This is a genomic window from Bacillus sp. N447-1 (assembly GCF_022701035.1).
Classification (GTDB): Bacteria; Bacillota; Bacilli; order Bacillales; family Bacillaceae_G; genus Bacillus_A; species Bacillus_A cereus.
The window spans coordinates 1947725-1972760 of record NZ_CP065509.1 but is presented as its reverse complement, the minus strand read 5'-3'; the positions used below and the strand labels follow the sequence as shown (position 1 = coordinate 1972760).

Below are 25036 nucleotides of genomic sequence, written 5' to 3'. Positions count from 1 at the left end.
ATAATACAATTATAGTAGCAAACTAACGTTCGTTATGTAAGTGAAAGGTGGGGTTACATGTCACTTCGATTTGTGATTGGTAGAGCGGGAAGTGGAAAAAGTACACTTTGTTTACGCGAAGTGCAAGAAGAGTTAAAACAACGCCCGAGAGGGAAAACAATATTATATCTTGTGCCAGAACAGATGACATTCCAGACGCAGCAGGCGTTAATTGGAAGTGAGGATGTAAGAGGTTCTATTCGGGCACAAGTTTTTAGTTTTTCACGATTAGCGTGGAAGGTACTGCAAGAAGTTGGCGGAGCGAGTCGTCTTCATATTGATGAAGCTGGTGTACATATGTTACTCCGTAAAATTGTAGAGTCTCGTAAAGATGGATTATCGGTGTTCCAAAAAGCAGCGGAGCAAAACGGTTTCTTTGAACATCTTGGTAGTATGATTGCAGAGTTTAAACGTTACAATGTAACGCCATCTAACGTATATGAAATGTGGCAACAATTAGATGCGCATAGTAGCGGTGCCGAACAAAAGTTACTAGCGAATAAAGTGTATGATTTACAGCTGTTATACGATGATTTTGAACGTGCTTTAATTGGAAAATATTTAGATTCAGAAGACTACCTGCAATTGCTAGTGGAAAAGCTTCCGCAGTCTGAATATGTAAATGGTGCGGAAATTTATATAGACGGATTTCATTCATTCTCCCCGCAAGAGTTAGAGATTGTAAGACAGCTTATGATTTGCGGAGCGAGAGTTACGATCACGTTAACGATAGATGAAAAAACGTTAGCGCAGCCAGTAAATGAACTCGATTTATTTTATGAAACGACGTTAACGTATGAAAAAATAAAACAAGTAGCGCGTGAAGAGAAAATAGAAATTGAAAAAACAATTCCACTTATGGAACAGCCGCGTTTTCATTCTCCGGCATTAGCGCATTTAGAAGCTCATTATGAAGCGCGTCCGAATGAAAAATTTAACGGTGAAGCGAGTGTAACGATTAGTACAGCTGCGAATTTACGAGCGGAGGTAGAAGGTGTTGCTCGTGAAATTCGTAAACTTGTTGCGGACGAAAAATATCGTTACCGGGATATTGCAGTGCTTCTTCGTAATGGGGAAAGTTATTACGATGTGATGCGAACGTTATTTACAGATTATAATATCCCGCACTTCATCGATGAAAAGCGCCCGATGTCACATCACCCATTAGTAGAATGTATTCGTTCTGCACTCGAGATTATTAGTGGGAATTGGCGTTATGATGCGGTGTTCCGCTGCGTGAAAACAGAGCTGTTATATCCATTAGACGTAAGAAAAGAAGCGATGCGTGAAGAAATGGATGAATTTGAAAATTACTGTTTAGCGTACGGTATACAAGGAAAGAGATGGACTGCTGAAGATCCATGGATGTATCGCCGTTATCGTTCTCTTGATGATACGAACGGGATGATTACAGACAGTGAACGTGAAATGGAAGAGAAAATAAATAGGCTACGTGACGTTGTAAGAACACCTGTTATTCGCATGCAAAAAAGGTTAAAGCGTGCAGGAACAGTTATGCAAATGTGTGAAGCAGTTTACTTGTTTTTAGAAGAACTGGATGTTCCGAAAAAACTAGAAGAATTACGTATACGTGCAGAAGAAAGTGGAGATTTCTTATTTGCGACAGATCATGAACAAGTATGGGAAGAAGTAATGAGCCTTCTTGATACATTTGTAGAGATGCTTGGGGAAGAGAAAATGTCTCTTTCTATGTTTACTGACGTTATGTCGACTGGTCTTGAGGCACTTCAATTTGCTAACATTCCGCCGTCATTAGACCAAGTGTTAATTGCTAATATTGATCACTCCAGATTATCTGATGTGAGAGCAACGTTTATTATAGGTGTAAATGAGGGTGTCATTCCAGCAGCACCTATGGATGAAGGTATGCTTTCTGATGAGGAAAGAGAAGTTCTTGGTGCGGCAGGGATTGAATTAGCGCCAACGACGAGACAAACTTTGTTAGAAGAACAGTTCGTTATGTATCAAATGGTAACGAGAGCATCTGAGAAGTTATACATTTCATGCCCGCTTGCAGATGAAGAAGGAAAGACGTTACTTGCGTCTAGCTTTATTAAGAAAATAAAAAGAATGTTCCCTAATGTGAAAGATTCATTTATTACGAATGACGTAAATGATTTATCACGTTCAGAACAAATTTCATATGTAGCAACGCCAGAAGTAACGTTATCTTACGTTATGCAGCAACTACAAACGTGGAAGCGATACGGATTTGAAGGGAATTTAGACTTTTGGTGGGACGTATATAATTTCTACGTAACTTCAGATGAATGGAAACAAAAAAGTAGCCGCGTCTTATCAAGTTTATTCTATCGAAATCGTGCGAAGAAACTAAGTACAGCAGTAAGTAGAGATTTATACGGAGATATAATTAAAGGAAGCGTCTCTCGTATGGAACTATTTAATCGTTGTGCATACGCTCATTTTGCGCAGCACGGTTTATCGCTTAGAGAGCGTGATATTTTCAAGCTTGATGCGCCAGACATCGGCGAATTATTCCATGCGGCATTAAAGAAAATTGCGGACAAGTTATTGCGTGAAAACCGCACTTGGGCGGATTTATCCATAAAAGAGTGTGAGCATCTTTCTGTTTTAGTAATAGAAGAAATTGCGCCGTTATTACAACGACAAATTTTATTAAGTTCAAACCGTCATTTCTATTTAAAACAAAAACTACAACAAATCATTTTCCGTACGTCAATCATTCTTCGTGAACATGCGAAGTCAAGCGGATTCGTACCAGTTGATTTAGAGGTGCCGTTCGGTATGGGAGGTACAGGGTCACTTCCGCCGATGGAATTCTCATTACCAAATGGTGTAAAGATGGAAGTAGTCGGCCGTATTGACCGTGTTGATAAGGCAGAAGATGAAAACGGGACGTTCTTACGTATTATTGATTATAAATCAAGTTCAAAAGCGTTAGATTTAACGGAAGTGTATTACGGATTAGCACTTCAAATGTTAACGTATTTAGATGTTGTTACTTCGAATGCACAGACGTGGATGAAAAAAGGCCACGCAGCATCACCAGCTGGTGTATTGTATTTCCATATTCATAACCCAATCGTTGAGATGAAAGGTGACGCAACGGAAGCTGAAATTGAAAAAGAAATTTTAAAGAAATTTAAAATGAAAGGACTCGTATTAGGAGATGCTGACGTTGTTCGTTTAATGGATAACAAACTTTCAACAGGAAGCTCAGATATTATTTCTGCTGGCCTGAAAAAAGACGGTAGCTTTAGTGCGCGTTCAAGTATTGCAAGTGAGCAAGAGTTTAACGTACTGCAAAAATATGTACACCATACGTTTGAAAATATCGGAAAAGATATTACAGAAGGTGTTATCGATATTGCTCCTTATAAAATGGGGAATAAAGCAGCATGTACGTTCTGTAACTTCAAATCTGTTTGTCAATTTGATGAGTCACTGGAAGATAATCAGTTCCGATCGTTAAAAGATATGAAAGATAGCGAAGCGATGGAGAAAATAAGAGAGGAGGTTGGCGGAGAATGATAGAAAATTGGCCTAAAAAACCAGAAGGTAGTCAATGGACAGATGACCAGTGGAAAGCTGTTGTAGCGAACGGACGTGATATTTTAGTTGCTGCTGCAGCTGGATCAGGTAAAACAGCAGTATTAGTTGAACGTATTATTAAAAAGATTATTAATGAAGAGAACCCAGTCGATGTCGACCGCCTGCTCGTTGTAACATTTACGAATGCAGCAGCGCAAGAGATGAAAAACCGAATCGGGGAAGCGTTAGAAAAGGTATTAATTGATGAACCAGGCTCTCAACACGTAAGAAAGCAGCTGAGTCTATTAAATAAAGCTTCCATTTCAACAATTCACTCATTCTGTTTACAAGTAATTAGAGGATATTACTACATGCTTGATGTTGATCCTCGTTTCCGTATTGCGAATCAAACAGAAAATGAATTGTTAAAAGAAGAAGTGCTAGATGACATATTAGAAGAAGAGTATGGCATCGAAGATAATACGATATTCTTTGAACTCGTTGATCGTTATACGAGTGACCGTAGTGATGATGACTTACAACGTATGATTTTAGCGCTTCATACAGAATCAAGAGCGCATCCAAATCCGGAAAAATGGCTTGATAAATTAGTAGAAGCATATGACGTAGAAGGAAAGACAATTGAGGATTTAGTATATGCTTCTTATTTATTAGAAGATGTGAAATTCCAGCTTGAAACAGCGGAACAGCATATTCGTAAGGCAACTGAACTCGCAATGCTTCCTGACGGTCCAGCGCCTCGCATTGAAACCCTGCAAGCAGATGTAGCTTTACTTGGAACGCTATCATCAGCTGCTCGTGAGTCGTGGACAAGTTTGTATGAAGCGATGCAAAACGTATCGTGGCAAACGTTAAAGCGTATTAAGAAAAGTGATTACAATGAAGAGGTTGTAAAACAAGTAGACTCTCTTCGTAATAAAGCGAAAGATGAAGTAAAGAAATTACAGGAAGAGTTATTTAGCCGCAAACCTGAAAGTTTCTTACGAGATTTTCAAGATATGCACCCAGTATTAGAAAAGCTTGTTCAACTTGTAAAAGTATTTACAGAGCGTTTCCAAGCGATGAAGCGAGATAAAGGAATGGTCGATTTCACAGATTTAGAGCATTTCTGTTTACAAATTTTAAGTGAACAAAGTGAAAATGGTGAAATGAATCCGTCAGCAGTGGCGCTCCAATATCGTAATAAATTTGCTGAAGTATTAGTCGATGAATATCAAGACACGAACTTTGTACAGGAATCCATTATTAAATTCGTAACGAAAGATTCTGAGAGTGAAGGAAACTTGTTCATGGTTGGTGACGTAAAGCAGTCGATTTATCGTTTCCGACTAGCCGAGCCAGGCTTATTCCTAGGAAAGTATAAACGTTTCACACAAGAAGGATTGGGCGGCGGAATGAAGATTGACTTAGCGAAAAACTTCCGTAGTCGTCATGAAGTACTAGCAGGTACGAACTTTATTTTTAAACAAATTATGGGCGAAGAAGTTGGGGAAATTGACTACGATGCTGACGCTGAACTAAAGCTAGGTGCTACCTATCCAGAAGGTGAAGATGTAGCAGCAGAATTATTATGTATTCAGCAAACGGAAGAAGAAGTACTAGACGGTGAAGAAGGTGCAGAAGTCGAAAAAGCACAGCTTGAAGCTCGCCTTATGGCGCAGCGCATTAAAGCGATGGTTGATTCCGGTTATGAAGTGTATGACCGTAAAAATGATAGTATGCGTCCGGTGCAATATCGCGATTTCGTTATTTTACTTCGCTCCATGCCGTGGGCCCCGCAAATTATGGAAGAGTTAAAATTACAAGGAATTCCAGTATACGCTGACCTCGCGACTGGTTATTTTGAAGCGACGGAAGTAAATATTATGATGAACGTATTCCGCGTTATTGATAATCCGATGCAAGATATTCCGCTTGCCGCTGTACTTCGTTCCCCAATCGTTGGATTGAGCGATGAAGAACTTGCAACGCTTCGTGCTCATGGAAAGAAAGGCTCGTTTTATGAAGTAATGAGCTCATTCTTAAAAGGGGCACCGCTTGAAGAGGAGCAAGAACTTCATGATAAATTAGAGTGGTTTTATAACTTACTGCAAGGATGGCGTGAATTTGCCCGTCAACAATCCCTTTCTGATTTAATTTGGAAAGTGTACGGTGAGACAGGTTATTACGACTTCGTTGGCGGTTTACCAGCAGGAAAGCAAAGACAAGCAAACTTACGCGTACTATATGACCGTGCAAGACAATATGAAGCAACATCATTTAGAGGGTTATTCCGCTTCTTACGTTTTATTGAACGTATTTTAGAACGCGGTGATGATATGGGTACGGCGAGAGCCCTAGGTGAACAAGAAGACGTTGTTCGCATTATGACGATTCATAAAAGTAAAGGGCTAGAGTTCCCGGTCGTATTTGTAGCTGGACTCGGTCGTCGTTTTAATACACAAGACTTAATGAAACGTTTCTTATTGCATAAAGATTTCGGTTTCGGTTCGCAATTTATCGATCCGCGTAAACGAATTAAATATACAACATTATCACAGCTTGCGATTAAGCGTAAAATGAAAATGGAATTAATTGCGGAAGAAATGCGCGTACTATACGTAGCATTGACGCGTGCGAAAGAGAAGTTAATTTTAATCGGAACAGTTAAGGATGCAAATAAGGAAATGGAAAAATGGCTTGATGCGAGGGAACATAGTGAATGGTTATTACCAGATCACATACGTGCCGGAGCGTCTTGTTATTTAGACTGGATTGCACCTTCATTATATAGACACCGTGATAGTGAAATGCTTCTTGAATTAGGACAAGGAAGTATTCCAGATGAAATTTACGGATATGACACTAGCTGGAAAGTAGAAGTTGTGGACGGTAACACACTACTTGCACCAGAGCCAGTTCAAGAAGAGAAACAAGAATTGTTAGAAGCACTTCGTGAGAAAAAGGCTGTTCCCCTGCAAAGTGAACGGAAAGAAGAAGTGTACGACAGATTAATGTGGAAGTACGGATATGAGGATGCGACATCTCATCGTGCGAAGCAATCTGTTACAGAAATAAAGAGAAATTATCAATCTGAAGAAGGTAGCGATAACGCCTTTATTAAAAAACTACGTGCACCAATTAAAACACGCCCGCGCTTTATGGAGAAAAAAGGGTTAACGTACGCAGAGCGCGGAACAGCAGTCCATGCCGTTATGCAGCATGTTGATTTGAAGAAGCCGATTACGGTTGAAGTTCTTCAAGAGCAAATTGCTGGAATGGTAAATAAGGAATTATTAACATTCGAGCAGGCGGAAGAAATAGCGATTGAAAAAGTAATTTCATTCTTTGACAGTGACTTAGGTAAAAGGGTATTAGCGGCGAAAAGTGTTGAGCGTGAAGTACCATTTACGATGATGCTTGCAGCAGAAGAAGCATATCAAGATTGGCAAGGGAAGAGTGAAGAAACGATTCTTGTCCAAGGGGTTATCGACTGCATGATTGAAGAGGAAGATGGCATTACGTTAATCGACTTTAAAACAGATACGATTGAAGGGAAATTCCCAGGCGGATTCGAACAAGCGAAACCAATTTTAGAAGATCGATATAAAGTGCAGCTTTCGTTATATGCAAAAGCACTGGAGAAAAGCTTACAACATCCTGTAAAAGAGAAATGTTTATACTTCTTTGATGGGAATCACGTTGTAAATATTGAAGAATAGAGGGGCTTGAAAATGGTAACGGAAAAAACGTTAAGAACTTGTGAACAGGGACACGAGTACTATAAAAGTAGCGATTGTCCAACTTGCCCAGTCTGTGAGAAAGAGAGAAAACCAAAAGAAGGTTTTCTCTCTCTTCTTTCAGCGCCAGCAAGAAGGGCATTAGAGCACCGTGGAATTCAAACTGTAGAAGAACTCTCAAAATATAGTGAAAAAGAAATTTTAAAACTGCATGGTATGGGACCTGCGTCTTTGCCGAAGCTTAGGAAGGCTTTGGAGGAGAGTGGGTTATCATTTAAATAAAATGAAATAGTGCCTCTTCACTACTTACGTGTTTATACCACTATTTGTGGACAGTGAAGCTCTTGCTTATTAAAATTTCATTTTAATAATTTTGAATTACATAAAAGAAAAAAGTAGGAGAATATCTCCTACTTTTTTTACGCTGTTCCAATCTGATCTTGATCTGCCACATCAGAATCAAATGTATTCGTTGCACTAACACCGTTAAACGTATTCACGACAAACCCAACATTGGAAGCTCCAGATCCGTTATAGGCTTTCGTGTTTTCTTTCGGAGATACGTTATAAAAATCTCCTAAGTTGAAAGAGCCGTTACTGTTTTGCACGACGAGATTTCCTACAACTGAAGGCATACCATCCACCTACTTTACTAAGCTTTTTAATTACTATATGAATTATTGTGCGGAAGGTTCATCCGTAATATATTGGCGGATTTGTATAATACGAGAGTTATTAAAACCATAATCAACATTTCCAATTTGAAAGCAACCAGAATTTAAAAGTGTCCGCAATTCAACGTTATTCACTTCAATAAAAGGGCATTCATTTACAATATTTAATTTTACATCTGTCGTTCGTTTTGGAATTGTAATGTGTTCATCTGTAAAGATTTCAAAAGCATCAAAGCGACCTTCTCCCCGTATATAAAAAGGAATTTCACGGTGGACGGCAATAGCTCTACTTTTTAATTCCATTTGGTTTGCATCTCCAACTTGAAATACGGCAGTAATCCCTAAAGAAATAATAGAAACATTTTGGACAATGGACACATGATGCAACATAATTTTTCAGTCTCCTTAACCTGGAGTAGGAGGGACATCTGTTACTAATGGTACAAATGGACCCTCTGTAACTGTTTCAAATGGTGTATCGAGAATAGAAGATAGAATGAGGAGATTTGCATCTCCAATTAAAAAGAGTGCGGACGACGATACACCGTTCATTTTAATCTGTCCGACTTTTAACTCACGGTTTACAACGTTAAGGTTCATACATACTTACTCCTTTCGGAAATTTCCCGGTATGTGCTGAATAAAGGAGAGAAAGGCTTTGTCAATATCTTGTTTCATTGCCTGAATAATGATATCTCGTAAATAATCTGGATCTGTTGAAATACCTTCATATGATTGCGCTTGTGATAAATAATAAGGGAGTCGATGCTCCATCTGTTTTTTTATGTCATCCACCATCATTTGTCGATACATTTCATCAAGCGGTGTTCTCTCTTCTTGTTCAAAATGGAGAATACGATTATATGCTTCTTCATCTAAGTATCGATGCATTTCTTGGAGGATACCTTGATAAAAGTCTGGGTTTGTTTCGGTTTCAGGGTTTACCTTCAATGTTTCTGTATCCACTTGAAAATCTTCAATTTGTTGTCCTTTTGCTGAAAATGGGTTTAAACCAATATTTAAAGTACCATTTAAATTTTCGACTTTTAATTGATCGAATTTGTATTCCACTTTTCCTACAGAAGAGGAGGGGCGATTTTTTAATTCGTTAAGCTCTTCTTGGAGTTGGCGCACTTGATCTTCTAAATTTAGGATGGCTGCTTGTTGTGTTTGAAGAGCTTGTTGAAGTTGGTGTAAGTAAGTATATATATCTTGATTCATTTGTGAAACCTCCTTTTCAATAGGGAGGGTAAAAATATTCCTGCTATATATTTATGACAAGGATGTCTTAAGAAGAACTAGTTGATGGTTTGATAGAAATAATTTGTCCTTTTGCCTGTAATGGGCGAAGCGGTTCCGTAAATCCGCCCGTATTTGAAAATTTAGATAGGGCTTTAATACTTCCGGCAGTACCAATTTGGAACACAGAAGAGGTTGTAATGCTATCAATTTTAATACTGTTGATGATGATACTTTGGTTTACATAAAAATTCAATGCAATTGCCTCCTTTAAGTTGAGCCAATTATCGCTTGATCGATTACATCTGAATCGTTGACAGTCGTTGCACTTTGATAATTGTAGACAGAAACATTATCTCCAACGTTGAAAGAGCCGGCCCCGGCGAAAGCACGTGAGTAACTAATAGGCCTAATCGCAAATACATCTCCAATATGAAAAATACCACTTGATCCAATATTGACGATACGAATATGTCCGACCATAGCTGGCATACAAAACACCCTTCGTTTTTAAAATTTTCTTTTCTACTATTGTATGGGCGTTTCCAATAAAATGTGTATTTTTTTGAAATAAAAGAAACACACGCATTATTGCGTGTGTGTTTTGAACGTTTGATTAGGGTGTAAATCCGTATGTACATGACAAATTACATTTAAGAGCCTGTCCAGTTCTTGGCTACAATCCACTGTTTTTTGAGAAGTCATTCCATAGCGTTCAGCAAAATAAATCATTTTTTCACGTTTTTTTTCAATCGCTTGCTCAAACATTGAAATCGGCTCCATCTCTAAATGAAATTTTTAGTATATATGTAGTACATATTATACAAAAACTTCATAAAAAAGAAATGCGTTCGCTAAAAAAAGTAAAATTTCTACATTTTATGCCAAATGATAAAGGGGTAACGAATAGGGGATGAGAAGAATATTGTAAAAATTAGCGTGCATGAGAAGGTTTTTTTCTTGCGGATGCGAATACAATTAAAGGGTATGAGTTTTAGGATGGAGAGTGGAAATATTGCGTTTTGTAACGGCGAAGAAAGAAGAAAAGGTATTTGTAGGTATTGTAGATGAAGAAGAAGAAAAGGTATTACACTTAAGAGAAGCGCAAAGACAAAAAGGGGAAAAGGTTACAATCCCTATTACAATGTTAGAGTGTATTGAAAGAGGGACTGAATGCTTTGAGAAAGTATGTGAAATTGTAAATTGGGCAAAAGAGAACGGGGAAGCGGCGTATTATCCGTTAACAGAGGTGAAAATATTAGCGCCGATTCCAAGGCCAAGAAAGAATATTTTGTGCGTTGGAAAAAACTATCGTGAGCATGCGGTAGAAATGGGCGGAGTAGAGTCTATTCCAGAAAATATAATGATCTTTACGAAAGCCCCAACAACAGTTATTGGCATAAATGAGCAAATTAATGGTCACCCTCATGCAACGGACGAACTAGATTATGAAGGAGAATTAGCTATCATTATTGGTAAGCGAGGGAAGCAAATAAAAAAAGAAAAAGCGCTTGAGCATGTTTTTGGTTATACGATTATCAATGATGTAACAGCTCGAGACATTCAAAGAAAACATAAACAGTTTTTCCTTGGGAAAAGCTTCGATACATTTTGTCCGATGGGACCGTATTTAATTCATAAATCGGTGGTTAATGCGCCGAATGCATTACACATTGAAACGGTAGTAAATGGGGAAGTAAGGCAAACTTCTAACACAAATAAAATGATTTTTTCAATAGAAGAAATTATTTCAACGATAAGTAAAGGAATGACTTTAGAACCAGGTGATATTATCGCAACAGGAACGCCGGCTGGTGTCGGAAAAGGTTTTACACCACCGAAGTTTTTACATGCTGGTGATGAAGTGGTCATTACAGTAGAAGGAATTGGTACTTTACGAAATGTAGTGAAATAAAGAAAAGAGCTATCTTGTTAAAAGATGGTATTATCCCCTATAGGTAGACAGTAAAAAAAGAGTCCATCTGATATGATGGACTCAATACTGTTTTATCTGGAGGGGATTTTTTTATGGCAAGAAAAGGACAATCATTTCAAAAATATACAGAAGAACTAAAGCAAGAAGCAGTTCGTCTTCGATTAGAAGAGAGAAAATCATTGCGAGAAATTCGTGAACAACTCGGTGTGAAGAGTGATGCTCAGATTATTGAGTGGGTAAAACGTGCGCAACAGGGGGAGTCCTTTGAGGATCAACGTGGTGTCTGGAATCGAAAGAATTTTAATAGTCTAGAAGAAGAAAATGCTTATTTGAAGGCGCAGGTTGAGTATTTAAAAAAGCGCAATCCAAATCTACACGGGAAGGAATGGTCCTAAAGAAAGAACGATTTTCTCTTATCGATTCATTACGCCAAGCCTATCCACTTCGATGGCTGTTTCAATTCGCGGAAGTTTCTAAGGCTGGCTACTATAAATGGCGGAAATATCATAACGTAGAGCGTTTACGTCAGAAAAGGGATATGTGGCATAAAGAACATATTTTATCTATTCATCGTCAGCACCCTTACTATGGGTATAAACGCATGACTCGTGCTTTAGCTCGAGAAGGAATGGTAATGAATCATAAACGTGTTCGCCGTCTCATGAGAGAATTAGGCATCCAATCTATCATCCGGAAAAAACGTCCATTTTACGGAAGGAAAACATCGGTGATATTTAAAAATCATTTGAACCGAGAGTTTCAAGCGGACAAACAAAATCAAAAATATGTAACGGATATTACTTATGTACGAATTGGAGACCAGTTTGCTTATTTGTCAGCCATGTTAGACCTATATAACAATGAAATTGTCGCTTGGAAGCTATCTCGAAGAAATGATTTAGATTTGGTTTTAACTACATTACAACAATTAGAGGGGAAATCCTTATCCATTAAGCCCCTTTTACATTCAGATCAAGGGTTTCAATATACATCAAAATCTTACGCAAAGCAGTTAGAAAGATTAGGATTTGTCGGTAGTCATTCTAGACGTGGAAACTGTTTTGATAATGCGTGTATCGAATCATTCTTCTCACATTTAAAAACAGAGAAGTTGTATTTAGTGCGCCCAAAAACATATGAAATGGCTTATCAAGCAATTCAAGAATATATTCAATTCTATAATACAGAAAGGTTCCAAGAAAAACTTCACGGCCTTTCCCCGATAGAATATCGGGAAAAGGCCGTGGCATAATACTCTTTTTATTACTGTCTACTTGACAGGGAGATGACCAAGATAGCTCTTTTTTTATGGCCTTGGGTTATAGAGGTAATCGATAACGGCAAAAGTGTAAAGACCAATGAATGCAAGTGTACAAATGCCAAATAGTATAACCGTAAGTGCGCTTTTTTCTCGTCCAAAACCAATGATAGTAAGAATAACAGCAGTCCAAAATGATGCTTTCAGTAGTGTGAGTGTAGTAGGAGTTGAGTAATGAAGCCATGTTGTGGAAAGTAGGAAACCAAAGAATGTAACTAAAATAAAAGCTGTAGCTAAATAGTTAATATGTTTACCATATCTTAATAGCATGTCGCACCTCCTTTACGATTTTAAAATACAGAAAATTACAATTTCATCTTAATATAAATGAATATAAAAAGAAAGAGGTTGTCCCAACATGTCGGACAACCTCTCTATCATTACGATAATACAGCTTTAATTTTTTGGAATGCCCACTCTAAATCTTCTTCAGAGATTACTAGAGGTGGTGCGATACGAATTACATTTTCGTGTGTTTCTTTACATAATAGACCAGCTGCTTTTAGTTGTTCACAGTAAGGACGAGCTGGCTCGTTTAATTCGATACCGATGAATAAACCTTTACCACGAACTTCAGTGATCATTGGGTTATCAATCTCTTTTAATTGCCCAACTAATTTTTCACCTAATTGAAGAGAACGATCTGTTAATTTTTCTTCTTCTAACACTTCAAGAGCCGCGATAGAAACAGCACATGCAAGTGGATTACCACCGAATGTAGAACCGTGAGAACCTGGCTCAAATACACCTAAAATGTCGCGGTTTGCTGCTACGCAAGAGATTGGGAACACACCGCCGCCAAGTGCTTTACCAAGTATGTACATGTCAGGAGTTACATTGTCCCAGTCACAAGCAAATACTTTACCAGTACGGCCTAAGCCAGTTTGGATTTCATCTGCTACAAATAAAACGTTTTCTTTTTTACATACTTCAAAAGCTTCTTTTAAGTAACCAGTTGGTGGGATATTAATTCCTGCTTCACCTTGAATTGGCTCTAAAATGAATGCTGCTGTGTTTGGTGTAATTGCGGCTTTTAATGCTTCTAAATCACCGTAAGGAATTACAACGATGCCAGGAAGCATTGGACCGAATCCACGCTTGTACTCTTCATTTGAAGACATAGAAACAGAACCCATTGTACGTCCGTGGAAGTTATCTTCACAAACGATGATTTCAGCACGGTTTGCTTCCACTTTCTTCACATCATAAGCCCAGCGACGAACTGTTTTAATTGCAGTTTCAACAGCTTCAGCACCTGTATTCATTGGAAGTACCATTTCTTTATTAGTTAGTTTCGCAACTTTTTCGTACCAAGGACCTAATTGATCGCTATGGAAAGCACGAGAAGTTAACGTAACACGATTAGCTTGGTCAATTAAAGCGTTAATAATTTTCGGGTGACGATGACCTTGGTTTACTGCAGAATATGCACTTAATAAGTCCATATAGCGGTTTCCTTCAGGATCTTCTACCCAAACACCTTCTGCTTTAGAAATAACGATTGGAAGTGGGTGATAGTTATTTGCTCCGTATGTGTCTGTAAGTTCGATAATATCCTTAGTTTGAATCATGATTGTTCCCCCTTTTGTTATTACAAGAAGTTTGTAAATACTCTAAATATTATAGCATTTAAATGTAAAAAAGCGAAACATTTCCTGAAAATAAATGAACATGTTATCATATAGAGTGAAAAAGTGTGAAAAGAGGAGGTAAGGGATACGATGGTACATATGCATATTACAGCATGGGCGTTAGGTTTAATTTTATTCTTCGTTGCGTATTCACTTTATTCAGCAGGAAGAAAAGGGAAAGGTGTACATATGGGGCTTCGCCTAATGTATATCATTATTATTGTGACAGGCTTCATGTTGTACATGAGTATTGTGAAGACAGCAACAGGTAGCATGCACATGTGGTATGGCTTAAAAATGTTAGCTGGTATTTTAGTTATCGGTGGAATGGAAATGGTTCTTGTGAAAATGAGCAAAAACAAACCAACAGGGGCGGTTTGGGGCTTATTTATTGTTGCGCTAGTAGCAGTATTTTACCTTGGGCTGAAATTACCGATTGGCTGGAAAGTATTCTAATAAAAAATAAAGCCACCTTATAATCTCAAAGACTTGGGAGATTATAAGGTGGTTTTTTACTTTATCCCGTAAACATCAGATTGGTGAAGGCTAATAATCAGTGGGCTCCCCCGCTGATTAAAGTTTCACTTTATGTCGCATCGATATGCAACTCTTCTCCATTTACTTTCGTAAAACGGAACATATTTTTATTTGACGTAGTGTGACGGACGAAATGGTGCTGCAGTGTACAGATCATTTCTTCGTTATCAAACAAAAGAATATTTACTCCTTCGCGTGACTCCTCTTGCGGTAAGAAAGATAAATAATTATGACAATACATGCAATCATATAAAGAGTAGTGAAGTGATTGCAATGATTCGGTTAATAATGTGAAGACAGAGTCAGGTAATTCCTCCAGCCATTCATTATAGCTAAGAAGTAACTTTTTTCGAATACGTATCATTTCACCATTTTGCAAATGGTGTTGCTCGTTGGCGATTTGTAATACATCTTGTTCATAGAAACGGGCTGGTAGCCAATTGTTATTATACAAAATTTCAAACCCATCTTCGGCAATATCTTCTAATAAAAACGCTTCATCATTTTCATCATCAAAGAATACCCACTCATTGTTTATATATTCTACATTACCGACTGTATGAGCACGGGGCTGATTATATAAAATATGTTTACGTTGTATCATACACGATTTCTCCTTTATGAAAAGTAGTTATTCCTGTTATAGACAGTTCGTGCATTCTTTATAACTAGACACATATAGACATAGGTGGGCATACAATAAAACACGTTTTACTGAGTGAAAATGCTATTCCATATGTGGATAGTAGGTTATCGTCAAGTTTTTCATTTTTTTGATCCGCACTCACAGGGTGGGGATTACTGCACGTTCGAGAAAAGAAATAAGATGGAAGGATGATTTATATGTGCGGGATTACAGGATGGGTGGATTATAAACGCTCATTAGAAGGAGAAAGAGATGTCGTTACGAAGATGGCTGAGACGTTAGCGAAACGGGGGCCGGATGATAATAAAGTTTGGATTAAAGGAAATGTCGCATTTGGGCATAAGCGGTTAATCGTTGTGGATCCTGAGGGCGGTAAACAGCCGATGACTTGTTTAAAAGATGAAACGAATTACGCCATTTGCTATAACGGTGAACTTTATAACACAGAAGACATTCGAAAGGAATTATTAAGAAGAGGATATACGTTCAAAGGTCATTCTGATACAGAAGTATTATTAGCTTCTTATATTGAATGGAAAGAAGAATGTGTCGATCATTTAAACGGTATATATGCGTTTGCAGTATGGGACGAACAGAAAGAACAAGTATTTATTGCGAGAGATCGATTAGGTGTAAAGCCACTTTTTTATAAATATGATAGCGGACGCTTACTATTTGGTTCGGAGTTAAAAGCGATATTGTCGCATCCAGATGTGAAGGCGGAAGTAACGTTAGAAGGATTATCAGAAATATTCGGGCTCGGACCGTCAAGAACGCCTGGCCACGGTATTTATGCTGGTATAAAAGAATTGCGTCCAGGTCATGCGATGACATTTTCAAAGAACGGTTTGTGTATATGGAGATATTGGAATGTAGAAAGTAAAAAACATGAAGACTCTTTTGAAGAAACAGTAGAGAAAACGCGCTTTTTATTACAAGATGCTATTACAAGACAGCTTGTTTCTGATGTACCACTATGTACTTTTTTATCGGGTGGTGTAGATTCGAGCGCTATTACAGCTATTGCAGCGAAAGAATATGAGAGATCGGGAAAAGGGCAATTACACACGTATTCTATTGATTACGAAGATAATGACAAATACTTTAAAGCGAATGCATTCCAGCCAAATTCAGATGCTCCGTTTATTAATTTAATGACTGAGACATTTCAAACAACCCATCATCGCTGCGTCATTTCGAATGAAAAATTAGCAGAGTATTTAACTGAAGCAGTACTCGTTCGTGATTTGCCTGGTATGGCAGATATCGATTCGTCATTATTATGGTTTTGCCGAGAAATTAAACAAGATTTTGTCGTTGGCTTATCTGGAGAATGTGCAGATGAAATATTTGGTGGATATCCGTGGTTTTATAGAGAAGATGATTTACAATCGAGTGCATTTCCGTGGATGCGTTCTACAGAGGCACGTGAACAACTTCTAAAAAAAGAATGGAGAAATAAATTAAATTTACAACAATATGTACAAAGGCGCTATGAAGAGTCGATTCAAGAAGTTCCTATTTTAGAGGGGGAAAGTCCGCTAGAAGCAAAAAGACGCCAATTATTTTATTTAAATATGATATGGTTTATGACAACATTATTAGACAGAAAAGACCGCATGAGTATGGGAGCGAGCTTAGAAGTACGTGTTCCATTTGCAGATCATCGTCTTGTCGAATATGCGTGGAATATTCCTTGGGAAATGAAAATGTATAAAAACCGCGAAAAAGGTCTATTACGTAAAGCGTTAGAAGGTGTACTTCCACATGACATCTTATATAGAAAGAAGAGTCCTTATCCGAAAACGCACAATCCGCACTATACAAAAGCAGTAACAGTATGGCTTCAAAATCTATTAACGGATAAAGGTTCAATTTTACACGAACTGTTTGATAAAGAGCAGTTGAGCGGATTAATTCAGTCTGGCGGCAGTGCATTTCAAACACCATGGTTTGGTCAATTGATGACTGGGCCACAGCTTTTAGCTCATTTAGCACAAATTCACGTTTGGTTTAAAGAATATGGGGTAAATATTAAAGAATAGGAGAAAAGCGACTTACTTTATAAGTAAGTCGCTTTTTATTAAATAAATTGTCATATAAAATTCAGAATCATATTAGAAAAAATCCTTATTTAGAATAATTATCTTTACGTATTTATTATTAGTTGTTATAATTGGAAACAAATGTTCTTGAAAAAGATTCTCATTTATAAAATTGAGGTGTTATATAGATGAAAAAGAAAAAAATAGGTTTACTCGTAATGGCGTATGGAACACCAGAATCATTAGACGATGTAGAGGCGTATTATACACATATCCGTCACGGGCGTAAGCCATCAGAAGAAGCGCTTGAAGATTTAATTGGGCGCTATAAAGCGATTGGTGGAATTTCGCCGCTTGCAAAAATTACGAAAGAACAGGCGCATAAATTAACAGATTCAATGAATAATATATTTACAGAGTATGAATTTACTTGTTACTTAGGTTTAAAACATACTGCTCCGTTTATAGAAGATGCTGTAGAAGAAATGAAGCGTGATGGGATTGAGCAAACGATTAGTATCGTATTAGCGCCGCATTATTCTACATTTAGCATTAAAGCGTATAATGACCGTGCTATTCGTCTTTCAAAAGAAATCGGTGGTCCTGTTATTGAATCAATTGAACAATGGTATGATGAACCGAAGTTTATTTCGTATTGGGCAGACCAAATAAAAGAAACGTTTACAGAAATTGATGATAAAGAGAAAGCAGTCGTAATTTTTTCAGCGCATAGTTTGCCAGAAAAAATTATTGCAGCAGGAGACCCATATGTAGAACAACTAAAGCATACGGCAGATTTAATTGCAGAAGCTGCAAATATTCAAAACTATACAATCGGTTGGCAAAGTGCTGGGAATACTCCAGATCCGTGGATTGGTCCAGATGTGCAAGATTTAACGAAAGATTTATATGAAGAGCATGGGTACGAATCTTTCATATATTGCCCAGTTGGTTTTGTAGCGGAGCATTTAGAAGTTTTATATGACAACGATTATGAATGTAAAGTTGTAACGGATGAATTAAATGCCAAATATTTTAGACCAAATATGCCGAATGCGCAATCTGCATTTATCGACTGTTTGGCTGAAATTGTTTCCAAAAAAGTGAAGGAAATAGTTGACAAAGATCTAGTTTTGAATAATAATTAGTTTATAATAATTTTAAACAAATAATAATTACTATGAAAGAAAGAGGAGGATCCCCCTAGATGAATCCAAATAATCGCTTAACAACAAACCAAGGTGCTCCAGTTGGAGACAACCAAAATTCTCGTACAGCTGGTCGTCGTGGACCAATATTATTAGAAGACTATCATTTAGTAGAAAAACTTGCACACTTTGATCGTGAACGTATTCCGGAGCGTGTTGTGCATGCACGTGGTGCAGGTGCTCACGGTGTATTCGTAACGAAAAATAGTATGAAGCAATATACGAAAGCTGCATTTTTACAAAATGAAGGAACTGAAACACCTGTATTTGTTCGTTTTTCAACGGTTATTCATGGTCAAGGTTCTCCTGAAACAGCACGTGACCCACGTGGGTTCGCTGTTAAATTTTATACAGAAGAAGGAAACTACGATATCGTAGGTAATCATTTACCAGTTTTCTTCATTCGTGATGCAATTAAATTCCCTGATATGGTACATTCTTTAAAACCAGCACCTGATACGAATATTCAAACGCCAGATCGTTACTGGGATTTCATGACGTTAAGTCCAGAATCTACACATATGATGACATGGGTATTTTCTGATTACGGTACACCAGCAAGTTATCGTGAAATGGAAGGTTTCGGTGTCCATTCATTTAAATGGATTAATGAAGAAGGTAAAATTGTTTATATTAAATACCACTGGAAACCACAGCAAGGTGTACGTAACTTAAATGCGAAAGAAGTGCAAGAGGTACAAGGGAAAGACTTCAATCATGCTACTCGTGACTTGTTCGACGCGATCGAAAAAGGAAATCACCCGAAATGGGATTTACACGTACAAGTTATGCAATTAGATGAAATGGATTCTTTAGACTTTGATCCACTAGATCCAACGAAAGTATGGCCAGAAGATCGCTTCCCGTTAATTGAAGTAGGGACAATGACGTTAAATCGTAATCCGAAAAACTTCTTTGCAGAAGTAGAACAAGTAGCGTTCTCTCCAAGTGCCACTGTAAATGGTATTGAGCCATCGGAAGATAAATTATTACAAGGTCGTTTATTCTCTTACCCAGATACACAGCGTTATCGTCTTGGTGCAAATTACTTACAAATTCCTGTAAACTGCCCATACGCAGCTGTTCATAATCAACAACGTGATGGTGCGATGCAAGTGAATCAAAACCCATCTACAATCAACTACGAACCGAGCCGTCATGCTGAAAATCCAGTTGAAGACCCAGCTTACCGCGATTCAACTATGAAAGTAGAAGGCTATGTATCTCGTGAAAAAATTGAGAAACCAAATGACTTTAAACAAGCAGGTGAGCGTTACCGTTCATTCTCTAAAGAAGAGCAAGATAACTTAATTGCAAACTTAACAAATGACTTGAAAGACGTAAATGAACGCACGAAATTACTAGCTGTTTGTAACTTCTTCCGTGCAGATCAAGAATACGGTATGCGTTTAGCGCAGGCATTAAATGTTGATATTACGCAATATGTAGGAAATGCTCCGAAATAAATCGGAAAAGACGACTGGGTTTCGGTCGTCTTTTTTATGTGTAAAGTTACACGCGGGTATTCTTCAGTTTCGTTATGTCGGAATTTGTTGGTAAATCGATATCTTGTGTCGAAACGTTGATATATTGAAAGGAACAATCGATATATTTGAAAAATCGTTGATATATCCAAAAAACCGTTAATATATTTCCGGTTATACTAGGTGGGGTATGTTGCCCGGTGCGCAAAAAAGAGATGCAATCTATTACTAATAGATTGCATCTCTTTTTTAGTTCACTCGCTCAGTATACTCATAAGCTTTCTCCCCATGCATCGAAATATCAAGTCCCATATGTTCCTCGTGCTCATCTACCCGGACAGGGAGGAAGAAGTTGATTGCTTTAATAATGGCATACGTCATTATAATTGTGAACGCATATGTTGCGCCGATCGCTACAAGTTGTTTCAACAGCAGCGAGGCGTTTCCGTAAAATAATCCGTTAGCGCCATCGCCGTTTACGGCAGTAGTTGCAAATAATCCTGTCGCAATACCGCCCCAAGTTCCACCGATGCCGTGACATCCGAATGCATCGAGTGTATCGTCGTATCCGAATTTTGTTTTTAAGAAAAAGACCGCTCCGAAGCATAATACGCCGCCAATTGCTCCGATAAGAAGAGCTGAGAAAGGTGTAACGAACCCGCAAGCTGGTGTAATAGCGACTAGACCGGAAACGGCGCCACAAGCAGCTCCCATCGCAGTCGGTTTTGATTGGAAGAACCACTCTGAAAGCATCCAAGTTAATGCTGAGGCAGCAGCGGCTATATTTGTATTAATAAATGCAGTTAAAGCTACGTCGTTTAAGGATAATGCGCTGCCGACGTTAAAACCGAACCAGCCAAACCATAATAAGCCTGCGCCTAACATTGTAAATGGCAAATGGTGAGGAGAAGAACCATTTATGTTTTTTCGTTTTCCGAGGAAAATAGCTAATACAAGACCAGCAACTCCGGAAGTGATGTGAACGACGTTTCCGCCAGCGAAGTCTAGTGCACCAAGTTCCCTTAGCCACCCGCCGACGCCCCATACCCAATGAGCGACAGGATTGTAAACAATCGTTGTCCATAAAAGGATAAAAATAAGAAAGGCAGAAAATCGCATTCTTTCAGCAAATGCACCTGAAATTAAAGCTGGAGTTAAAATGGCGAACATGAGTTGAAACATCATGAATAAATTGTGAGGAATAGTAGATGAGTAGTCTGGATTTGGTGCGTAGGTAACTCCGTTTAGACCGAACCAATCAAGTGTACCGATAAGCCCGTGCCAATCTGGTCCGAATGATAAAGAATAGCCGATAACAATCCATTGAATCGAAACGATAGCCATTGCACTATAACTATGCATCGTTGTACTGAGTACATTTTTGCTGCGAACCATACCTCCATAAAAAAGTGCCAATCCTGGTGTCATCAACATGACCATTACTGTCGTCACAAACATAAAAACTGTATCTCCCATATTCATGAGCTCTCCTCCTATAATGTTAGAAAAAATAACATCGTTTTGTTATGTTTCATATCATATTCGAAAAAGAACTAAAAATCAACTAAAAATTCAGAAAAATATATACATGATGTCAGAAAATATAACATAGATTATTTTGTGAGGATTGAAATCGACATATGCGTTTCTCTCGGATAATTGGTATAATATTCTTACAATTAAAAACTTGGGGGATGCGTGTGGGAAAAATACGGACTAGGAAACTATTCATTTGTTTTTGCTTAGCTTTTGTTTTGTTTGTACCAATACATACTTTTGCAGACGAAAAAAGAGAGTGGAAAGATGAAGTTATATACTCCATTATGATTGATCGCTTCAATAATGGAGAACCGAAAAATGACAAACAATTAGAAGTTGGTAATTTAGAAGGGTATCAAGGCGGGGATATAAGAGGAATTATAAAAAGGTTGGATTACATAAAAGAAATGGGTTTTACTACCGTTATGCTTTCGCCGCTTTTTGAAAGTGGAAAGTACGATGGATTAGACGTGCGAAATTTTAAAAAGGTAAATGAACATTTCGGGACAGACAATGATGTGAAAGAACTTGTAAAAGAAGCTCATGCAAAAGGAATGAAAGTTGTATTTCAATTTCCGCTTGGAGAAAACGAACGACAGGTAATTGACGCAATGAAATGGTGGATAAAAGAAGTTGATTTAGACGGAAGTTATGTTATACATAGTGAAAAAAAGCCGCGTTCCTTTTGGGATAACGCGCAAAAAGATATGCAAGTGATAAAGAAAGATTTTCGTATTATGACAAAGGAGGATAGCGAATACAACGAAAAAATCGTAGAATCGTTTTCCGAAGCGGATGTATCGGTGAAATCGTTATACGATGTGAGTAAAAAAGAAGGGGAATTTGTTACGTTTTTAGATGATCAAGAAACAAAAAGATATGCGCGTATTGCAAAAGAAAATATGTATTATCCGCCATCACGTTTAAAACTGGCGCTTACTTATTTGTTAACATCACCTGGGATTCCGAATTTTTATTACGGAACGGAAATTGCATTAGATGGAGGAAGTGTACCCGATAATAGACGATTAATGGATTTTAAGTCAGACGAAAAATTTATGCAGCACATAACAAAACTAGGTGAACTTAGGCAGGCGAGACCGTCTTTACGACGCGGTACGTTTGAGCTTCTGTATGATAAGAGCGGGATGAGTATACTAAAACGAAAATATAAAGATGAAGTAACTTTAGTAGCAATTAATAATACGAAAGAAACACAAAAAGTCTCCTTACCTGCAAGTGCAATTGGTGAAAAACAAGAGTTAAGAGGATTGTTGCAGGATGAAATTATAAGAGAGGAAAACGGAAAATTTTATCTCGTTTTAAAGCGTGAAGAATCAAACGTGTATAAAGTTAACGGAGAAACAGGTGTGAATTGGTTATTTATCTCCTTAATCGTTGGTGTGAATGTATTATTTATTGCGTTTCTAATTGCAGTTAAAAGGAAGCGTAGATGAGATGAGAAATTACTCGCTCTATGTTCATGTCTTCTTATTGTATTTGTAAGTTTGTTCGGCGGGGCAATAGTGTTATTCTGTTGATATGAAATTTCTTAAGAGAAACGACGTGAGAATGAAAACGTCCCTAGTGAGAGGAGGGCTAGGTTAGGAAGAGGATTTTCTTCCTAACCTGTTTTTTGTGTTAGCACCGATAGGGAAGAATCTTTGAAGCAATCAATAATTGCAACTATATTAATTTTACATTACATTAAAAGTTAGAGAATACTCTTATACTAATACAGTGCTAAATAGTAGGTGGGAAAATGGAGTTTTACGATTTGGGTATTACCATTAAAGAGCTTAGAATTAAAAAAAATATATCACAATCCGAATTATGTCATGGAATATGTTCGCAAAGTCAAATTAGCAAAATAGAAAAAGGTGTGATTTATCCATCTAGTATATTGTTATATCAATTATCAGAAAGACTTGGTATTGACCCAAATAATATATTTGCATTAACTCAAAACAAAAAATTAAAATATGTAGAAAATGTAAAATGCGTAATAAAAGATTGCTTAAAGCAAAAACAATACAAAGAACTTTATGAAATAGTGAAAAAGAGAAAACGAAAATAACTTCCAATCAACAGAAGATAAACAATTTTTAATATGGCATGAAGCAATTGCTATATTTATGGTGGATAAATCAATAAAAACTGCTTTAGATTTTTAAATAATGCATTAAAATTAACTGTAACTAATTCTGATTTTTTATCAGAAAGAGAAATAGATATTATGCAGACAATTGCTATATTCCATGGGAAAATAAAGAATATGAAAAAGTATTAATATATTAAGAAGGTGTTTAACTAATTTTAATAAGTTAGATTTTCCTAGAGATAAAGAAATTAAATTGAAAATTATTTTTAATTTAGCAAAATTTTAGGTCATGCAAATCAACATGAAGAGGCAGTAAAATACAATGATATGGGTATCAAACTAGCTATTAATCTAAATACTTTATATTTACTAGGTGAATTATACTATGGAAAAGCTTGGAATTTATTGAAACTTAAACAACCTAATGAAGAAGATGTTGCAAATAACATGAAAAAGCATTATTTATATTTGAACTAACAGAAAAAGAAAATCTGATAAAAATGGTTAAAGAAAAATATTTTGAAAACCAAACTGAAAAAGTCACTCATAATTCATTTGGAAATCACTTGAAATATAATAAAACCTACAGGAAATCTCTGTAGGTTTTATATATAAACTTGCTTCTAAAATATTAGTGCTTAATATAAAATTTTGAATAAGAGTTTACTTAGCGCTTTAGTGTACTTTTTTATTTTGAAGCCTGCATCTTTATTAAAGATGTATGCTTCTGTTTAAATCCATCCGAATATTATTGGTTCAAGTCGGAGGAAGGTACTTTGGGGTGTCTTTTCTTTAGATCTTTATCATTAACTATTTAATGTTTTTAAATGATTACATGACATATTTTTTTGTACCAAGCTTTGTTGATACAGTTAGATTTATCCGTTATTGTATTCGTATTATTAGAACATCCTACAGTATTTAGGAGAATGTGGCTAATAAAAACCATAATATTAATTTCTTCAAAAAACCACTTCTAACTCTTTTTTAATTAACATTTTTTAGATCCTTACTAATTTTACATTACATTAAAGGTTGGGAAATATTCTTATACTCATAAATTGTTACGTTTTGGCGGGGAGAGGAATTATGAGTTACAGCGATTTTTAAGATGACTTTGGCCCAGGATGTGGTTATTAAGAAAAGTAATTCAAATTGAAGGGGAAACGTCTTAAGGTATATTTTTCTTATTTTCAATAAGGTCTGCTAAATACATGTATAAAACAAATTCTACAATAAGGCCTAGTTTAATCATGTGCTCACTTGTAAAGTATTCGTATGGTTAGACTCTGTTCACTTAGTGATTTTCACCGCATATACCATTTTTCTATGGTTTGTTCTCGGAATATTGTCTCTACAAAACAA

21 protein-coding genes and 1 pseudogene are annotated in these 25036 nt (G+C 37.0%); 11 read left to right on the top strand and 11 right to left on the bottom strand.

What is annotated here, in order from left to right:
- Window positions 1-57 precede the first annotated feature (57 nt).
- From addB to IQ781_RS09830, 3 genes are read left to right on the top strand one after another with little or no spacing between them, the layout of a single operon-like run.
- Window positions 58-3573 (top strand): helicase-exonuclease AddAB subunit AddB, encoded by a 3516-nt coding sequence (gene addB, locus IQ781_RS09840; protein ID WP_139846980.1) that lies wholly within the window; start codon window positions 58-60, stop codon window positions 3571-3573.
- Window positions 3570-7295: a helicase-exonuclease AddAB subunit AddA gene (gene addA, locus IQ781_RS09835; protein ID WP_139846981.1), complete on the top strand. Its 3726-nt coding sequence runs from the start codon at window positions 3570-3572 to the stop codon at window positions 7293-7295. Before addB ends, addA begins: the two co-directional genes overlap by 4 nt.
- A 12-nt stretch (window positions 7296-7307) precedes the next feature.
- Window positions 7308-7595 carry an RNA polymerase alpha subunit C-terminal domain-containing protein gene (locus IQ781_RS09830; protein ID WP_000255728.1) on the top strand — a complete coding sequence of 96 codons (288 nt, stop codon included), beginning with the start codon at window positions 7308-7310 and terminating at the stop codon, window positions 7593-7595.
- A gap of 137 nt (window positions 7596-7732) precedes the next feature.
- Here IQ781_RS09830 and gerPF read toward each other — a convergent pair whose 3' ends face one another.
- The 7 genes from gerPF to IQ781_RS09795 form a co-directional block, all read right to left on the bottom strand.
- On the bottom strand, window positions 7733-7948 hold the full coding sequence (gerPF, locus tag IQ781_RS09825) for a spore germination protein GerPF (RefSeq protein ID WP_001141566.1): 216 nt from the start codon (window positions 7946-7948) through the stop codon (window positions 7733-7735).
- Between the two features lie 42 nt (window positions 7949-7990).
- Entirely contained in the window at window positions 7991-8377 is a 387-nt protein-coding gene (locus IQ781_RS09820; RefSeq protein WP_000902324.1) for a spore germination protein GerPE, read from the bottom strand.
- Between the two features lie 15 nt (window positions 8378-8392).
- On the bottom strand, window positions 8393-8587 hold the full coding sequence (gerPD, locus tag IQ781_RS09815; protein WP_001052807.1) for a spore germination protein GerPD: 195 nt from the start codon (window positions 8585-8587) through the stop codon (window positions 8393-8395).
- Between the two features lie 6 nt (window positions 8588-8593).
- Complete coding sequence (gene gerPC / locus IQ781_RS09810) at window positions 8594-9208, bottom strand: spore germination protein GerPC (protein ID WP_001070760.1); 615 nt, start codon at window positions 9206-9208, stop codon at window positions 8594-8596.
- Between the two features lie 67 nt (window positions 9209-9275).
- Window positions 9276-9482 (bottom strand): spore germination protein GerPB, encoded by a 207-nt coding sequence (gerPB, locus tag IQ781_RS09805; RefSeq protein ID WP_001012508.1) that lies wholly within the window; start codon window positions 9480-9482, stop codon window positions 9276-9278.
- A gap of 14 nt (window positions 9483-9496) precedes the next feature.
- A complete protein-coding gene (gene gerPA, locus IQ781_RS09800) occupies window positions 9497-9718 on the bottom strand; it encodes a spore germination protein GerPA (protein ID WP_001111187.1) in 222 nt (73 codons plus the stop codon).
- A gap of 96 nt (window positions 9719-9814) precedes the next feature.
- Window positions 9815-9994, bottom strand: coding sequence for an aspartyl-phosphate phosphatase Spo0E family protein (locus IQ781_RS09795; RefSeq protein ID WP_000462841.1), 180 nt, complete (start codon window positions 9992-9994; stop codon window positions 9815-9817).
- Between the two features lie 247 nt (window positions 9995-10241).
- Here IQ781_RS09795 and IQ781_RS09790 point away from each other — a divergent pair, with 247 nt between their 5' ends.
- Window positions 10242-11141: a fumarylacetoacetate hydrolase family protein gene (locus IQ781_RS09790; protein ID WP_001213071.1), complete on the top strand. Its 900-nt coding sequence runs from the start codon at window positions 10242-10244 to the stop codon at window positions 11139-11141.
- Window positions 11142-11254: 113 nt separating this feature from the next.
- Window positions 11255-12414 (top strand): IS3 family transposase gene (locus IQ781_RS09785; RefSeq protein WP_139847301.1). Its coding sequence is split into 2 segments (ribosomal slippage): window positions 11255-11513 and window positions 11513-12414, totalling 1161 coding nucleotides; the frame shifts between segments, so codons are not numbered across the junction.
- Between the two features lie 54 nt (window positions 12415-12468).
- Here IQ781_RS09785 and IQ781_RS09780 read toward each other — a convergent pair.
- Window positions 12469-12750, bottom strand: a complete 282-nt coding sequence (locus IQ781_RS09780; RefSeq protein ID WP_000926857.1) for a hypothetical protein — start codon at window positions 12748-12750, stop codon at window positions 12469-12471.
- Between the two features lie 110 nt (window positions 12751-12860).
- The gene (gene rocD, locus IQ781_RS09775; RefSeq protein WP_139847211.1) at window positions 12861-14051 is read right to left on the bottom strand and encodes an ornithine aminotransferase; all 1191 of its coding nucleotides are present in this window, start codon (window positions 14049-14051) and stop codon (window positions 12861-12863) included.
- A 150-nt stretch (window positions 14052-14201) separates the two neighbouring features.
- Here rocD and IQ781_RS09770 point away from each other — a divergent pair, with 150 nt between their 5' ends.
- Window positions 14202-14567 carry a YisL family protein gene (locus IQ781_RS09770; protein WP_000233494.1) on the top strand — a complete coding sequence of 122 codons (366 nt, stop codon included), beginning with the start codon at window positions 14202-14204 and terminating at the stop codon, window positions 14565-14567.
- Window positions 14568-14697: 130 nt separating this feature from the next.
- Here the strand turns inward: IQ781_RS09770 and IQ781_RS09765 are convergent, their stop codons facing one another.
- Complete coding sequence (locus IQ781_RS09765) at window positions 14698-15252, bottom strand: DUF2777 domain-containing protein (RefSeq protein WP_000616046.1); 555 nt, start codon at window positions 15250-15252, stop codon at window positions 14698-14700.
- A 239-nt stretch (window positions 15253-15491) separates the two neighbouring features.
- Here IQ781_RS09765 and asnB point away from each other — a divergent pair, with 239 nt between their 5' ends.
- The 3 genes from asnB to katB all read left to right on the top strand — a co-directional run bounded on the left by asnB (window position 15492) and on the right by katB (window position 20013).
- Window positions 15492-17339, top strand: a complete 1848-nt coding sequence (gene asnB, locus IQ781_RS09760) for an asparagine synthase (glutamine-hydrolyzing) (RefSeq protein ID WP_000334000.1) — start codon at window positions 15492-15494, stop codon at window positions 17337-17339.
- Between the two features lie 188 nt (window positions 17340-17527).
- On the top strand, window positions 17528-18487 hold the full coding sequence (hemH, locus tag IQ781_RS09755) for a ferrochelatase (protein WP_000727377.1): 960 nt from the start codon (window positions 17528-17530) through the stop codon (window positions 18485-18487).
- Between the two features lie 59 nt (window positions 18488-18546).
- A complete protein-coding gene (katB, locus tag IQ781_RS09750; protein ID WP_139847210.1) occupies window positions 18547-20013 on the top strand; it encodes a catalase KatB in 1467 nt (488 codons plus the stop codon).
- Between the two features lie 267 nt (window positions 20014-20280).
- On the opposite strand, the gene IQ781_RS09745 is transcribed toward katB, so the two are convergent.
- Complete coding sequence (locus IQ781_RS09745) at window positions 20281-21513, bottom strand: ammonium transporter (RefSeq protein WP_001055855.1); 1233 nt, start codon at window positions 21511-21513, stop codon at window positions 20281-20283.
- Between the two features lie 158 nt (window positions 21514-21671).
- On the opposite strand from IQ781_RS09745, the gene IQ781_RS09740 reads away from it, so the two are divergent.
- Together IQ781_RS09740 and IQ781_RS09735 are read left to right on the top strand one after the other, a co-directional pair.
- Window positions 21672-23027, top strand: a complete 1356-nt coding sequence (locus tag IQ781_RS09740) for an alpha-amylase family glycosyl hydrolase (RefSeq protein ID WP_013141814.1) — start codon at window positions 21672-21674, stop codon at window positions 23025-23027.
- A 305-nt stretch (window positions 23028-23332) separates the two neighbouring features.
- Window positions 23333-24273: pseudogene (locus IQ781_RS09735) on the top strand (helix-turn-helix domain-containing protein).
- Window positions 24274-25036: the final 763 nt, after the last annotated feature.

Bases quoted from the DNA above. Each gene is read 5' to 3' on its own strand.
- addB (WP_139846980.1), top strand. From the start codon at position 58: ATGTCACTTCGATTTGTGATTGGTAGAGCGGGAAGTGGAAAAAGTACA.
- addA (WP_139846981.1), top strand. From the start codon at position 3,570: ATGATAGAAAATTGGCCTAAAAAACCAGAAGGTAGTCAATGGACAGAT.
- IQ781_RS09830 (WP_000255728.1), top strand. From the start codon at position 7,308: ATGGTAACGGAAAAAACGTTAAGAACTTGTGAACAGGGACACGAGTAC.
- gerPF (WP_001141566.1), bottom strand. From the start codon at position 7,948: ATGCCTTCAGTTGTAGGAAATCTCGTCGTGCAAAACAGTAACGGCTCT.
- IQ781_RS09820 (WP_000902324.1), bottom strand. From the start codon at position 8,377: ATGTTGCATCATGTGTCCATTGTCCAAAATGTTTCTATTATTTCTTTA.
- gerPD (WP_001052807.1), bottom strand. From the start codon at position 8,587: ATGAACCTTAACGTTGTAAACCGTGAGTTAAAAGTCGGACAGATTAAA.
- gerPC (WP_001070760.1), bottom strand. From the start codon at position 9,208: ATGAATCAAGATATATATACTTACTTACACCAACTTCAACAAGCTCTT.
- gerPA (WP_001111187.1), bottom strand. From the start codon at position 9,718: ATGCCAGCTATGGTCGGACATATTCGTATCGTCAATATTGGATCAAGT.
- IQ781_RS09795 (WP_000462841.1), bottom strand. From the start codon at position 9,994: ATGTTTGAGCAAGCGATTGAAAAAAAACGTGAAAAAATGATTTATTTT.
- IQ781_RS09780 (WP_000926857.1), bottom strand. From the start codon at position 12,750: ATGCTATTAAGATATGGTAAACATATTAACTATTTAGCTACAGCTTTT.
- rocD (WP_139847211.1), bottom strand. From the start codon at position 14,051: ATGATTCAAACTAAGGATATTATCGAACTTACAGACACATACGGAGCA.
- IQ781_RS09770 (WP_000233494.1), top strand. From the start codon at position 14,202: ATGGTACATATGCATATTACAGCATGGGCGTTAGGTTTAATTTTATTC.
- IQ781_RS09765 (WP_000616046.1), bottom strand. From the start codon at position 15,252: ATGATACAACGTAAACATATTTTATATAATCAGCCCCGTGCTCATACA.
- asnB (WP_000334000.1), top strand. From the start codon at position 15,492: ATGTGCGGGATTACAGGATGGGTGGATTATAAACGCTCATTAGAAGGA.
- hemH (WP_000727377.1), top strand. From the start codon at position 17,528: ATGAAAAAGAAAAAAATAGGTTTACTCGTAATGGCGTATGGAACACCA.
- katB (WP_139847210.1), top strand. From the start codon at position 18,547: ATGAATCCAAATAATCGCTTAACAACAAACCAAGGTGCTCCAGTTGGA.
- IQ781_RS09745 (WP_001055855.1), bottom strand. From the start codon at position 21,513: ATGAATATGGGAGATACAGTTTTTATGTTTGTGACGACAGTAATGGTC.
- IQ781_RS09740 (WP_013141814.1), top strand. From the start codon at position 21,672: ATGCGTTTCTCTCGGATAATTGGTATAATATTCTTACAATTAAAAACT.